General features: G+C 39.3%; 9 protein-coding genes. 6 read left to right on the top strand and 3 right to left on the bottom strand.

The window, feature by feature from the left end; all coding sequences use genetic code 11:
* The first annotated feature begins 35 nt into the window (after positions 1–35).
* A complete protein-coding gene (locus B9T66_RS00530) occupies positions 36–5,210 on the top strand; it encodes an autotransporter outer membrane beta-barrel domain-containing protein (RefSeq protein WP_095627039.1) in 5,175 nt (1,724 codons plus the stop codon).
* 16 nt (positions 5,211–5,226) lie between these two features.
* Here B9T66_RS00530 and arsR read toward each other — a convergent pair whose 3' ends face one another.
* Together arsR and B9T66_RS00520 are read right to left on the bottom strand one after the other, a co-directional pair.
* Positions 5,227–5,907, bottom strand: a complete 681-nt coding sequence (gene arsR, locus B9T66_RS00525; protein ID WP_095627038.1) for an acid response regulator transcription factor ArsR — start codon at positions 5,905–5,907, stop codon at positions 5,227–5,229.
* 156 nt (positions 5,908–6,063) lie between these two features.
* A complete protein-coding gene (locus tag B9T66_RS00520; RefSeq protein WP_095627037.1) occupies positions 6,064–6,660 on the bottom strand; it encodes a peroxiredoxin in 597 nt (198 codons plus the stop codon).
* A gap of 179 nt (positions 6,661–6,839) precedes the next feature.
* On the opposite strand from B9T66_RS00520, the gene trpB reads away from it, so the two are divergent.
* The gene (gene trpB / locus B9T66_RS00515) at positions 6,840–8,042 is read left to right on the top strand and encodes a tryptophan synthase subunit beta (RefSeq protein ID WP_095627036.1); all 1,203 of its coding nucleotides are present in this window, start codon (positions 6,840–6,842) and stop codon (positions 8,040–8,042) included.
* A 25-nt stretch (positions 8,043–8,067) separates the two neighbouring features.
* Here the strand turns inward: trpB and B9T66_RS00510 are convergent, their stop codons facing one another.
* Positions 8,068–9,999 (bottom strand): TonB-dependent receptor plug domain-containing protein, encoded by a 1,932-nt coding sequence (locus B9T66_RS00510; protein WP_095627035.1) that lies wholly within the window; start codon positions 9,997–9,999, stop codon positions 8,068–8,070.
* A 232-nt stretch (positions 10,000–10,231) separates the two neighbouring features.
* Between B9T66_RS00510 and metK the strand changes: the two genes are divergently transcribed.
* The 4 genes from metK (at position 10,232) to B9T66_RS00490 (ending at position 15,470) form a co-directional block, all read left to right on the top strand.
* On the top strand, positions 10,232–11,392 hold the full coding sequence (gene metK / locus B9T66_RS00505; protein WP_095627034.1) for a methionine adenosyltransferase: 1,161 nt from the start codon (positions 10,232–10,234) through the stop codon (positions 11,390–11,392).
* Positions 11,393–12,173: 781 nt separating this feature from the next.
* Positions 12,174–13,409, top strand: a complete 1,236-nt coding sequence (gene gltS / locus B9T66_RS00500) for a sodium/glutamate symporter (protein ID WP_180763302.1) — start codon at positions 12,174–12,176, stop codon at positions 13,407–13,409.
* Positions 13,410–13,487: 78 nt separating this feature from the next.
* Positions 13,488–14,249 carry a TSUP family transporter gene (locus B9T66_RS00495; RefSeq protein WP_095627033.1) on the top strand — a complete coding sequence of 254 codons (762 nt, stop codon included), beginning with the start codon at positions 13,488–13,490 and terminating at the stop codon, positions 14,247–14,249.
* A 204-nt stretch (positions 14,250–14,453) separates the two neighbouring features.
* Positions 14,454–15,470, top strand: a complete 1,017-nt coding sequence (locus B9T66_RS00490; protein WP_180763301.1) for a methionine ABC transporter ATP-binding protein — start codon at positions 14,454–14,456, stop codon at positions 15,468–15,470.
* The last annotated feature ends 6 nt before the right edge of the window (positions 15,471–15,476 follow it).

Genomic DNA, 15,476 nt, shown 5'->3' with positions numbered 1-15,476 from the left:
TTTACTCATAGAAGTTTATTATAAGAAGGGATTCTATGGGAACAAAGAGGCTTTTGGTAAGTATCGCATTAAGTAGTATGCTTGTGGCGTATGATTTTGATGCTACAAAATTCCAAAGCACAGAGTGGAGTGAATTTAAAGAACAACAGGGAAGCACACCAGCCTATGTGTGGGATAATCAAAACAATAATAATCCAGTAGGCGTGGGCGTTGGATTTCGCTTTAGTGGTGAAAATATTTACTTTACCAAGGACAACACGCAAGTAAATACTAACAATATTAATGATATTTGGATTATTGGCTCAAGTGGACATAGATATATCTTTTTAGATTTTACAAATAACACAAGAAAATACAATGCATTAGGACTTCATTTCCGTGGCGGTAGCACAACTACAGCTACAAGCACTTATGTGTTGTTGAATACCCAATACACCGATGATAATGGCTTAATCGTGCGTGGATTATATTTTAATCCAACTTCAAGCTATGGGAAAGTGCTTCTTTCTATCATCGGTTATGATGGTAATACACAGGGACCCTGCAAGACTGATACAACAGGTTGTGCGCCTGTAAGTAATAATTCTTTATTTGTGTTGCGTGGCACTGATGTCAATGATAATATCTTGCAGCGCTACTATAGTCATGATATCGTGTTTGGCACTCCTGTATATGGTGAAAACTTCGGCACTGCTGTGAGAGATTCACAATTCAAAGGCACAAAGATTGATTTTAGCGGTGGGTATTGGGATACAACTGGCACAGAGCAGAACAACGGCACAGCAAATACCCTTGCACAAACACTAACCTTTAATGGATCTAATGCGATTGAAAAAGATTCTGTGGAGTTTCGTATCGGTAGTGGTAATACGACATTGCGCCTCTCAAATCTTGGCACAAAATCCCTTTCTTTTGGTAACCTCACTACAACTTCAAAACTTGCGCTAGATTCTGTGGGAAGCTCGATTGCTGGTAATATTCTTTATGGTAATGACACTAACTCAAAGCTTAATCTTATCTTTGCTAATAATAGCCAAAATGTCACGCTAAGCGATAGGACAACCCAAGCGCTTAGTAGCATTATTAGTAATTCTAGTTATCTAGGTGGCACAATTGCTAATGGTGCAAATGGTGCAGGAACTATTGGTATTAATGATAGTGCACAAGTTACTTTCATCGGTGCTTCTTCACATCGTTTTGGCACTACAACTACACCACAAGATAGTTTTCAATTTATCGGATCAGCAGATCCTACGACATCTACCACAAATAAAGTCTTATTTCTCAATGCTGGGAATCTAAATGGTTCAATTTTTTCTACCACGACATCAAATGCCACCGCAAACCCTGCAACTTCCAAAATCAATTTTACCCTTGCTGGCACAAGTGTTACAAACTTAACGATGAGTGATTCTAATTCCACAGGCACTCCTACCACAACCAACCAAAACACGCTTAATGCAGTATTTAGCAGTAGTGCTGGTAGCTGGAATAGCACAGATTCTAATCTCGCCTCATATTTTGAATCTATAGCTACACAAACCTCTAAGCTAAGCGGCAATGTAACTCTTGGTGATAGTGCAAAGGTAAATATCGTATTTAATGGCGCTGGGACGCATGATTTTAGCTCAAGCACTACTACTATCAAAGGCGGTAGCGCAGATTCACAGATTATCTTTAACAATGCCAATGGCACAAGCGCTGGAACTTTGAGCTTAGATTCTATCAAGGACTTTAAAGGCTCTATCTTAGCTTTTAATACCAATATAACTCCACAAACTACCACGACTATTACCACTCGTGCTACACCTCTTGCTACAGCCACAGGAGCAAATTTTACATATATTTTTAATGGTTATGGTGCAAATATCGCCTCTCAAGCAACACTCCAAGCCAAAAATGCCATAAATGATCTCCTTAGCACCTTTAATAATGCAAGTAATGGCTTAGCAAATTATAATGTCAATAGTCTCACGGCTACAACAAGCCTAAATACGAATGTCATTACTGCTAATACACAAAATACGCATTTTGTCTTTGTGGGGAGTGGGGCGATTGGTAGTGGTGCTAATCTCTCACAAGCACAATACAATAATGTCAAATACACCTTTGTAGATTTTGGTGAGGTAGATCTCCAAAATACCACGAAATATGGATCTGCCACGATCGCACTTGCTGGTAATAGTTGGGTGCGTAGCAATATAGATGTTGCTTATAACGGAACACTTGATGTCTCGTATGCAAATAATGCTTTGCCACAGAGTTTTTTTGATAATCATCTCTATGGGACTACAAAAAAAGATGTGGTGTTAGATTTTGGTGGAGATGTGGCAAATGGACAAAATTATACAAGATTCCATAATGGATTTATCGTTGAGGGAACCAATGATAGCACCTATATTTTTAGCAATATTGGTGGTTGGCTAGATTTGAGTAAAAAAGCTGACCAAAGTAATTATACTGCAAGTTTTGACACCAATGGAGATGGGACTAATGATAAGACAATTACTTTAAATAATGTTTCTACGCTCCAAAATGCGCTTATTGCCAATGGAATTAACTTTTATGTAGATCAGACAAGCAACAAAGGTGCTACCATTGGCTTTAGAGATACCAATATTACAGGGGATTTGAGCGATGAATCTTTTGGGATTGATGCGGTGTTTAACACAAGCGGTAATCTTGTAGAAAATACCTATGTTGATGCAAGTGGCAATCGCGTATCTGTCATAGAATCTGGGAGTGCGAAATATTCACAATTTGTAGGCAATATCGCTGGGAGCTCTAAAAAACGCATTACATTTATCGGCGCAGATTCTTTTAGCCAAAACCTTACAATCTCTGGAGGCACGATAGATTCACAATATAATTTTTATAATGCCGGAGTTTTCACCCAAGCGCTCATAGATAAGATTGTAACAAACACGACTACTGGCACAACTAGCACTACTTCATTAGGAAGCTTTAGTTTTGATGGTGGCACGAGTATTTATGCCAACATCACCAAAGATGCTTCCACGATCAATGGTGCTACTGGAGGCAATAAGCAAGACACAGAATCTATTAATATTGGTGTCAATACTCCTACTAGCACACTTCCTGAATTTACACAAGGCACACTTATGCAAGGCACACTAGGAGGTGATATTACCAAAAATGCGAAATTTGCTAGTGGCTCTTCGGTAGTGATTTCTGGAGGCAATTCAAGTTCGGTATATGATTTTTCACTCTCTAGTGATAATGCACTGATTGTAACCAAACTAGATTTTGCAAACTCTAAGCGCGTGACAAATGGCACAATTGCCGCCAATGGAGATACATTATATAGCAAAATCGTAGGCTTAGACGGACTTACAAGCATTGCTGGGACATTGAGTAATACCACGATTGGCACAGATTCTACATCAGCTAATCAAGTGCGATTTGTGGGCAATGCAAATAGATCAGGTGGGCATTGGTTTGTTACCGAATCTAGCACGATAGATTCGCTTGTGCTCTCCAATGATTTCTCACTTCTCACAAGTGCAAATATCCGCAGTGGCACACATAACAATGCCTTAGCAATTGTGGATCTTGCTACATATGATTGGCAAGGACGCTGTCATAATGGCTCTACAACCTGCAATACTACAAATGGTGGCACAACTTCTTATGATTATTATGATCTTGTTACGCGCGATTTGGGGTTAGGGTTTGCCAAAAAAACACTCACTATCGCACCCTCTATGATGAATAATGGCACTGCTACTACCTATAATTCATTCTTTTCTTCAAATAATGGGGTATTTCGCTTGGGACTGAATCTCTCTGCAAGTGGCAATGATAAAGCCGATGAAATCCGCGTGATTCTCACACAAGCTATGCAAGGTAGCGAAAACAGAATCCAACTTATCCAAAGTGCTAGCACAGCACAGCCTTATGAATATACAGGTGGAGAGAAAATCTATGTAGCAAGTGTGATAGATTCTACAGCTCCTACAACTACTGCCACAGGACCGAATCTATCTGTATCCGATACTGCTTTTAGGGCTACAGAGCAATATTTGGGGCTTGGAATCTTCCGCACGACTTTAGCCACAGAAGGTAATACACAACTTAACGCAAGCGATTTTGGCAACAACCCTTCACTTACTCAGAATCAAACTTATTGGGGCAAACAATGGTATATCCAATCAATTCATATAGAAAGTATCGATGATGCAATACTCCAAAGTGAGGTGATTAATCCTCTTGAGGGCGCTTTGCTAACACCATATTTTAATCTCTATACCGAAACAAACAATATGGCAAAGCGTATGGGAGAGCTTAGGGGTGCTAATGATGCGAGTGGTGCTTGGGTGAAAGTTATCAAAGGTGCAATGTCTGGCACAAATGGCTACACTGCAAATAATACTGGCGTGCAAGGAGGCTTTGATAAACGCACAGATAATGGCGATACACGCGTGTATTGGGGCGTAGTGGGAAGTTTTATGAATGCGTGGGGAAATAACTATGGCTTAAACTTGCAATCTAGTAGCTTTGCGTTGGGCTTTTATCGCTCGGCACTTTTTGCAAACAATAGTTATTTTGATATCGTAGGAAAATATATCTATTCACAAAATACCTACAACACATCGACACTAAGCTTTGGTGGCAAAGATAGTAGCGGTGTTAATTCGGCGTATGTAAGTGCGGAGTATGGCAAAAGGTTTGGATTTAAAAATATGCGTGGTTTCTTTTTGCAACCTCAAGCTGAAGTCATAGCCGGATATATCGGTGCTCAACAGCTAAGCTTTGCTAATCCTCTCGTAACGCTTAATGTAGATTCTAAAGCGTCTTTTGCGTTGATTGGGCGTGTGGGTGCTGATGTGTTGTCAAACTTTAGGGTTGGTAGCAGAGGAGGATTTTGGCGGGTAGGGGCAAGTTTTGTCCAAGATTTTGCAAATCGAGGTCAAGTTACTATAGATGATAATATCCAAACCACTGCTTCACGCACACACACGATTAGCCCAGATTTTCGTTTGTTGTTAAGCGCAGGGCTAGATATGCGACTTTCTCAAAATTCAAGAGTGTATTTTGAAATTGATAAGAGTTTCTTTGGCTCATATAACCTTAGCTATGTTATATCCGCGGGATTCCGCTATAACTTTGGCGCAAATCCAAACCGCCGCACCCCGCAGAGTTACCCAAACTTTTATGAGCAACAATATGTCAATACATATGAGCAATAAGGCATAAATTATTTTTTTATGCCTCTAGTTTATAGCCCACGCCTCGCACAGAGATAATGTATTGTGGGTTTTTGGGGTTTTCTTCTATTTTGGATCGTAGTCTGCCTATGATAACATCAATACTTTTATTGGAGCTTTCTGGATTGATAGATTCAGATTCTATAGCGATTGCTTCACGCGAAAATACATGACCACGCTTACTAATTAAAAGTGTGAGAATCTCATACTCTGCGCGCGTGAGATCGAGTTTTTTATCTTTGAAAAAGACTTGTCGGCTGTGCTTGTCAATCTTAAATACTGAATCTTTTTCTTTGTTTTGTTCTTTTGGATTTTTTTTGTTGTAACGACGCAAAAGTGAGTGAATCCGCGCCACAAGCTCCTTTGGATCATAAGGCTTTGGCAAATAGTCATCTGCACCATATTCTAGGGCTTTGACTTTATCATCGACATCACTTCTTGCCGAAGAAATGATAATGGGGATATTTTTTTGCTTGGCAACGCGCTTACAAACTTCTAGCCCATCGAGATTTGGCAATGTAAGATCTAGGAGCAAAATATCAAAATGCTTGGCATTAACAGCACTCATTCCTGTATATGGTTCATCATAGTTTGTTACATTCATATCGTGTTTTTTGAGATAATCGCTCAAAATTTCTGCAAGTTCTACATCATCTTCAATCATCAAAACTTCTAACATAGCACACTCCTAATACAATGTGTAAATGCGCTATTATACTCTAAGCGGAATTATTGCAAGGTAAAAAATGGGATTTCTATATGTATTTACAGAAGCGGAAGTCTAAAAAGTAACTTTATATGCACCCCTTTGGAAGTCAAAGAGGCGCAAGGAGGATTATAGTTTGTCAGCGTTTTGGCTTAGGTATTCTGCTACACCTTTAGCATTGGCTACCATACCTTTATCGCCTTTGTTCCAACCAGCAGGGCATACTTCGCCGTGTTGTTCAAAGTGAAGTAATGCATCACACATTCTAAGCATTTCATCAACATTTCTACCAAGTGGAAGATCGTTGATAACTGCGTGGCGAACAACTTTGTTTCTGTCGATAAGGAAGCTTCCGCGTAATGCTACCGCACCACCAAAAAGCACATCATAATCGCGAGAAATTTGTTTTGTGATATCAGAAACCATTGGGAATGTTACCGCACCGATACCACCTTCTTTTACTGGAGTGTTTCTCCATGCAAAATGCACTTCTTTAGAGTCAATAGACACACCAATAACGCTAAATCCTCTTTCTGCAAAATCTTTTACTCTGTGATCAAAAGCGATAATTTCGCTAGGGCATACGAATGTAAAGTCTTTTGGCCAAAAGAAAATAACAGCACCATTTTTACCAATGTTGCTATAAAGATTGAAGTTATCATCAAATGTGCCATCGGCTTTGATTGCTTCTGCTGTGAAGTCTGGGGCTTGTTTTGTAACTAACATGTAGTCTCCTTAATAAAAATTTTTGATAACAAATTATTATCATAAGTGGGATTGTAATGCAAATAGGTAACAAGAAACTAAATTTTTAAGAAATTTTATCTAAAGATAATACATCTCTTAAGGTTTGGGTGCTATAGTTCGGACATTATTAGCTTTAAGATTCTATTAAGGAGGAATGTATGACACAATCTTATCTCAAGCAATTTCCTAATGAAAATGGATTTTTTGGCAAATTTGGTGGAAGCTTTGTGCCAGAGCCTATTGCTAAGGCTATGGAAGAGATTAATCAAGCCTACAATCTTATCGCGCAAAATAGCGATTTTATCGCAGAGCTTCGCAAGATTCGCAAACACTTTCAAGGGCGTCCTACACCAATTTATTTTGCACATAATCTAACCAAAGAATATGGCGGTGCGGGAATCTATCTCAAGCGAGAGGATTTAAATCACACCGGCGCTCACAAGCTTAATCATTGTATGGGCGAGGCACTTTTGGCAAAATTTATGGGCAAAAAGAAGCTTATAGCAGAAACTGGAGCAGGGCAACATGGCGTGGCTTTGGCTACTGCTGCAGCGTATTTTGGGCTAGAGTGTGAGATTCATATGGGTGAGGTGGATATAGCAAAAGAACACCCAAATGTCGTGCGTATGAAGATTTTGGGGGCTAAGGTTGTGAGTGTAAGTCGTGGAGCCAAAACACTTAAAGAAGCTGTAGATTCAGCCTTTGAAGCATATTTGAGTGATCCAAAAAACACGATGTATGCCATTGGTTCTGTGGTAGGTCCTCACCCATTTCCTAAAATGGTGCGTGATTTTCAAGCGATTGTGGGTATTGAATCTAAAGAGCAATTTTTGGAGATGACAGGGGAGTTACCAGATATTGTGTGTGCGTGTGTGGGTGGCGGAAGCAATGCTATGGGAATTTTTAGTGGTTTTATTGATGATACCATAGATCTTGTGGGTGTGGAGCCACTAGGGCGTGGCAGTGCGCTTGGAGAGCATGCAGCAAGTCTAAGCTATGGAAGTGAGGGTGTGATGCACGGATTTAATAGCATAATGCTTAAAGATTCTCAAGGAGAACCAGCGCCGGTATATAGTGTGGCAAGTGGGCTTGATTACCCAAGTGTGGGACCAGAACACGCGTATTTGCATAGTATCGGACGCACAAAGATTGCAGCTATTAGTGATAAGGAAGCCATTAGTGCGTTTTTTGCGTTGAGTAAAAAAGAGGGCATTATCCCTGCTATTGAATCTAGTCATGCTCTAGCCTATGCGCTAAAGATTGCACCAGAATTAAAGGGTAAAAAAATTCTTGTGAATCTTAGTGGTAGAGGGGATAAGGATATCGATTTTGTGGTAGAAAAATATGGCTATGGCGAGTGAGAAAAGATACATTTAGATTGTATCTTTAAAAATATGCCTGAATCTTGAGCCAAAAATTTCTACCCGGCTCATAAACACGCGTATTTACAGGATTATCAAGCATATTGATTGCTACGCTATTGCGTGAGAGATGATACGCATAGAGTGTGTTTGTGAGATTTTCTACACCAAAAAGAAACGAGAGTTTTTTGTATGTGTAGCCACCATAGGCATTGAGGGTATAAAACCCTGCACTTGCGCCTAGATCTTTGCCTACGACATTACCATAATCTATTCTATAGCGGTGTTGTGCGGCATTGCTATACATATCCGCGCGCACAAACCACCCACCTTTTTGCAATGTCATACCCACTTGGGCAGTAAGTGGAGCGATTTGTGGTAGGGGCGCGTGTGCATTGAGATCTTGCGCATATGTGTAAGAAAGTGATCCATACACAGAAAGCATATCAAAAAATTTATATCGTGCTTCTAGCTCCCCACCTAACATTCTAGCATTGGTATTTAATGCACTTGTGTTTGCACCATAATACAAGAGTATATAATCCCACATTTGAGAATAAAATCCAAGCGCACTAATAGAGGCATTATGTGTGTAATATAGCACACCAAAATCAAGCTGTGTATTTGTTTCTGGCGCGAGATTCATACCATTGATTTTTGATTTTTCCCAAAAATCCGCCCCACGCTGTGCCACCCCAATACCTGCAAAAAATGTAGTATGTGGCAGATAATATTCATAACGCCCAAATCCGCTAAAGAGATTTTCGAGCTTTTGTGTGTTTGTAGCAAATTGTGATGTGTGTAGGGCATCATAACGCATTCCAAAGAATATGCCATAATGAAAATCCCCTAATACTTCGCCTTGCACAAACATACCGAGATTTTGGAATCTAAAATTTGGCGCAAAAGGTGTATTTGCAAGTGTTTGATTGGCAATTTGGGCATTGGGTAATCCACTCACTTGGCGTAGATCATGTTCATCGTGGTTATACATTGATCCTACATAGAGCTTAAGAATATCAGTGGGCTTAAGAGTAAGTTCAATTTTTGCGCCATTTGCAGTGCGTTTTGGGTTATTGATACTGAAGTTTTGCGTGCTATTTGGGCGCAAGGTAAAATTATCCATACTATGATCTATACTATTGTGCCATGCGCGTATGTCTAGCAAAGGAATGCTTGGTGAGATTTTTTGTTGAAATTTGAGCATAAAAGACTTGCGATCAAAGCTTCTGCCATCCATACCCCTATCCGCATAGGCAGCTTCTCCATTGCTTACATCAGCAGAGAGTTCAATAAGTGTATCTTTTGTAGGTGTAAGTGTGCCTATGAGACTAACTGATTGTCTATTATATGCTGAATGGATTGTTTTTGCGTTGGCTGCTTTATAGTCATTGGAGCTATAATCTGATGCAATAATGCCTAATGATCCATATTTGCCACCCACAAGTGCCGAGGCATTAAAATCTTTGTGGTTAAAGCTCCCATATAGCATATTGGCATTTGCCCTAAAGGTATTAGATTCTAATCGCACACTTTCTCTATCAAAAAGCAACCCACCAGCTATAAGTGCACCATAACGCACATCTTGTGGTCCTTTGAGAATTGTGAGTGTGTCATAATTTTGGGAGAATAAATAGGTGAGTGTTGTATCCATTCTCCCACCACAGCCACCATTGAGTATGCCACCATTTATGAGTATAGGAAGCCTTGAGCCTCCTTGTGATCGATAATATACTTCACTGCCACCGCCACCCTTGCGCGTCATAGAGAATCCAGATACATATGTAAGTGATTTGGCTATGTTGTTTGTTAGCATTTCTGATTGCTCTAAACTTGTGGTGGTTGTATTTGGGAGCGTTTTTGTATATAGGACTGATTGGAGGGTTGTTTTGGTATGAAGCTCTTGAGTGCAGAGATATGACATACCACAAAGATTATATATGAGAATCTTACGCATTACCCCTCCCTACATAAGCAGCACACTGATTGTAAGTCGCATTGTAGCCAAAAGTAATACCTAGATTCTTAAAAAGGAGCACAAATAAGAAAAGATATTTTTGCTTGTTACATTATTTAACAAGCAAATTGTATTGTTATACATTGCAAAAAACTAAAAACACAATACATATTTTCATTTTTTTGCTATCATTGCACTACCCAAATTTTTTTACTTTCAAAGGATATGGACAATGAAAAAATCGTTTCTTTTCACTTCAGAATCTGTAACTGAAGGACACCCAGACAAAATGGCAGACCAAATTAGTGATGCAGTTTTAGACTACATCATTGAGCGCGATAAAAATGCTCGTGTTGCCTGTGAAACACTAGTAAGCAATGGTTTTTGTGTGATTGCAGGAGAGCTTAAAACAAGCGTATATGCTCCTATGCAAGAAATTGCGCGTAAAGTTGTAAAAGAGATTGGCTACACAGATGCGTTGTATGGTTTTGACTATCGATCTGCCGCGGTGCTTAATGGTATCGGTGAGCAAAGCCCAGATATTAACCAAGGTGTGGATAGAGCTGATGGTGAGATTGGTGCAGGGGATCAAGGGCTTATGTTTGGTTATGCATGTAGAGAGACTGATACGCTTATGCCTTTGCCTATTTGGCTTTCTCATAGACTTACAGAGGGATTAGCTGCTAAGAGAAAAGATGGAAGTTTGCCATTTTTGCGACCAGATGGTAAGTCTCAAGTAACAGTGCGCTATGAAGATGGTGTGCCAGTGGCTATTGATACGATTGTGATTTCTACGCAACATAGCCCAGAGACACAACAAACACATTTGCGAGATGCTGTGATTGAAGAGATTGTTCAAAAGGTGATTCCTGCAAAATATTTAAGTGATAATATTCGTTATTTTGTGAATCCTACAGGAAAATTTGTTATCGGAGGACCACAAGGCGATGCAGGTTTGACAGGGCGTAAAATCATCGTGGATACATATGGTGGTAGCTGTCCGCATGGAGGTGGTGCTTTTAGTGGTAAAGATCCAAGCAAAGTGGATAGAAGTGCAGCCTATGCTGCGCGTTATGTCGCCAAAAACCTTGTAGCAAGTGGTGTGTGTGATAAAGCAGTGGTGCAAGTAGCATACGCTATTGGTGTGGTAGAGCCAGTATCGATTTTGGTTGATACACAAGGCACAGGTAAAGTAGAAGATTCAAAACTTACTGAATGTGTGAAACATGTATTCCGTTTGACACCAAAGGGCATTATTGAATCTCTTGACCTCTTACGCCCAATCTACCAAAAAACAGCAGCTTATGGACATTTTGGACGAGAGTTGCCAGAGTTTAGTTGGGAAAAAACCGACAAAGTTGAGGCGATTAAAGATTTTTGTGGTCTTAAATAACTTCTCCAAGATTCACAAACACTCACATTGAGTGTTTGTGGCTATACACACGACAACCAAACAATCCAATAAATTAGCTTGTAACTTTGCTATAAGATGATTTATGATGCTTCCATAGTTAAAGCCTTGTAGCCTTATGTTTTAATATTGAAATTTTTGCAGTGCTAGGTTTTGTTACGGATAAAAATCTTGATTTAAGCATTGTATTTGTCTATGTGATATGGATTAGCATTATGTGTGTGGCAAGGAGCTTGGTAAATTTTAGGTTGTGTGTTAGCAATTTGCTAAGTATATAGGCTATGTATGCGTTGTATACTCATTTGCTTTACTAAATTGCATTGTTGTGTATATGGCGATGTGGATTATATACGCAGTTATTAGAATCGTGTTATTATCAAGTGATGTATCTGCCTCATCTTTAGCAGTGAGCTTTAAAAATATAGCTTAGATGCGTTTTATAGTGTAGATGACAAAGATGTAGACAAGGAGGCTTTAAATGAGATATATTTTTTATCTTTGTTTTATTATAAGTGGGTTATTTCCTATTTATGCGTTACAAGCGCAAGATAACACTATATGTGTGCCTAATGATATAAAGCTAGAAAAAGTGGCTTTATGGCGCGATACATATCGTGTTAATACCAATAATGCAACACTCTATAGTGTGCCAAATGAGCAATGCAAACTTGAAAGCGTGTTACCCACAGACACAAAGTTAAAGGTGCTTGGCAAGGTGGCTGATTATTATCTCATTACAGACAATAAAAACACACAAGCCTATATTCACACACAAGATGTGAGTTTGAGTGGCATAAGTTTTAACTTTTATTTTACGCTTGTGAGTATGGTAGCTGTTTTGTTGCTTGGTCGCTTTATTATTGAGCGTGTAAAAATATTACAAGATTATAATATACCAGAACCTGTTGTGGGTGGCATTATTAGTGCGGTTATAATCCTTGTGATTTATAAAACATTGCAGCTTGAATTTACATTTGATTCTTCTTTATCAGAGCCTTTAATGCTTGCTTTTTTCTCATCAATTGGGCTTAGTGCGGACTTTTCTGCATTAAAAAAGGGTGGAAAAATGCTTGGCATATTTCTTGTGTTGATTGCGGGTGTGCTTGTGTTACAGAATCTCGTTGGGGTTGGCATATCCTATGCTATGGGTGAGAATCCATTGCTTGGTATGCTTGGTGGTTCTATCACGATGAGTGGTGGGCATGGAACGGGTGCCACATGGGCTAAAGTTTTTGAAGCACAACCTTATAATTTCTCTGCCGCAACAGGAGTTGCTATGGCATGTGCAACTTTTGGGCTTGTTATGGGTGGGCTTATTGGCGGTCCTGTTGCAAGATTCCTTATCAAACGGCATAATCTTAAGATTCCAGGTGCACAACACAATAATGATGATGTGCATGGGTTTGAAACACCGATGAAAGAGCGATTGATTACGCCTATTAGTTTTGTAGAAAGCCTCGCATTAATTGCGATATGTTTGTTAGTTGGTAAAGTGTTGGAAGAGAGTATAAGGGATATAAGCCCAGGACTTAATCTTCCGGCTTTTGTGTATTGTCTTTTTACAGGAGTGATTTTGCGCAATACCTTACAGGCATTAAACATTCATCAAGTTTTTGATAGAGAAGTCTCTGTTTTGGGTAATGTTTCGCTTTCTTTGTTTCTTGCGTTTGCGATGATGACACTCAATCTTTGGCAGCTGCTATCACTCGCATTGCCTTTAGTTGTGATACTTACAGCACAAACTATATTAATGGTGTTATATGCTGTGTTTATTACATTTAGATTTTGTGGCAAAAATTACGATGCAGCAGTCCTTGCTGCTGGACATTGTGGTTTTGGATTGGGAGCAATGCCCACGGCTATGGTGAATATGCAAGCAGTGACTTCACATTATGGACCAAGCCATATAGCATTTATTATCGTGCCACTTTGTGGGGCATTTTTTATTGATCTTGTCAATGCAGTTGTGATTACAGGCTCACTTTCTATCATACCTTGATGTATATAGAATCTAGATTACATACAATAAAGTTGGTGTGTAATGTGTCAAGAAGCGATGAGGTTTTGGAGATAGCTAGTGTTTGGTGATTTAGCAATATCTTGGTATGTCGTGTTGTTTGTCGGCTCTATCTTTGGTGGATTTGTAGGTTCGCTCTCTGGTGGAGCAGGAATGATAACAATGCCCTTGCTTTTGCTTAGCGGATTAAATCCGATTCAGGCTTTGGCGACAAACAAACTTCAGGCGTGTGTTGGGTCATTCACAGGTGTAGCACATTATTATAAAAGTGGTTTGATGGATTTGGGACAAAGCCGCATATATATGATTATTGCATTGATTTTTTCTGCCATTGGAGTGGCTTTGGTGCAAGTCATACCGCTTGAATCTTTATCAAAAATCCTACCCTTTGCAATGATTATTGTGGGGATATATTTTTTATTTTCACCAAATATAAGCGATGATGATACCATAAAGACTACACACGCGTTTTTGCCCTATATCTCTTGTGCGATAGCGAGTGCATATGGTGGGCTTTTGGGAGTGGGAATAGGCTCTTTTATGTTAGCCATATTTGTAGGTCTTGCAGGATATGGGTTAAGCAAGGCACTTGCATACTCTCGCTCGATCGTGTTTGTTATTAATCTTGTTTCGACATTACTTTTTATTATTGGTGGGAATGTGCTATGGGGGCTAGGGGCAATTATGTGCATAGGACAGATGATAGGTGCGAGTTTGGGAGCAAAACTTGCCATAAAATCAGGTATAAAGGTTATTCGCCCTATGGTGATTTGCCTATGTCTTGTTATGTCCGCACAGATTCTCATAAAGGAGTTTTTGTGATTATTTTTACGTGTAAGAGAAAATCTCTTTTGTGTTTGTGGATATAACTTGTAAGTTTATTATAGGGTTTGTAAGAGTTAAGGTTTTGATATTAGTGTAAAGAACACAGAGGCATTGCAATGATGTATCGTAAGTTTTTAAATTTTATGCTACAATCCCAACCTTAAATTTCTCATTTGTATTATGGATTCTTGCAAGGGGTGTATCATTATTACTCTACAACATATTACCAAAACCTATCCTAACGGATTTTGTGCGCTTAAAGGCATTGATTTAGAGGTGCAAGAGGGCGATATTATGGGCATTATTGGGTATTCTGGTGCGGGTAAAAGCACACTTATACGCATTATTAATCGCCTTGAAGAGCCAAGTAGTGGGAGTGTGCATATTGGAGGGGTGGATATGTTGGGTCTTAAAGAAAGCCAACTCCAAAAGCAACGCCAAAAAATTGGTATGATTTTTCAACATTTTAATCTGCTAAGCTCAAGAGATGTATTTGGCAATGTCGCCTTTGCTCTTGAGATTGCAAAATGGCGTAAAAGCGAGATAAAAGCGCGTGTTATGGAATTATTAGAACTTGTGGGATTAAAAGAAAAAGCACATTTTTATCCTAGTCAGCTTAGTGGAGGACAAAAACAGCGCGTAGCCATTGCAAGGGCATTAGCCAATCACCCAAAAATTTTACTTTGTGATGAAGCCACAAGTGCGCTTGATGCCAAAACCACAAAGTCTATTCTTGCATTACTTAAAGAATTGCAATCTAAACTTTCCCTCACTATTGTGCTTATCACACATCAAATTGAAGTTGTGCAACAAATTTGCAATAAGGTTTGTGTGATTAGCGATGGCGAAATTGTTGAGCGAGGCAGAGTGGAGGAAGTGTTTGCTAATCCAAAACAAGACATTACCAAAGAGCTTATTGCATTTTTGCCTCAAGATGAGCATGAGGTCATAGCGCATTTGCCAGATTCTCATAATGTCTATAGAATCGTCTTTACAGGATCAAATGCCAAAAATCCACTCATTTCCCAAGCGATTAAAAAGTTTGGCGTAGATATAAATATTCTAAGTGGTTCTATTGATGAATTTAATGCCAAGGAAGTGGGGCATTTGGTCGTGAAATTTTTGGGAGCAGATTCTGAAATTTCTCAAGCAATAGAATGGCTGCAAACTCAAGGTGTGGTATTACAAGCCATACATCAAGATTTACAAAATACATAAGGTGTG

Source organism: Helicobacter sp. TUL, from assembly GCF_002287135.1.
Classification (GTDB): domain Bacteria; phylum Campylobacterota; class Campylobacteria; order Campylobacterales; family Helicobacteraceae; genus Helicobacter_F.
This window is presented reverse-complemented; position numbering and strand designations above follow the sequence as displayed.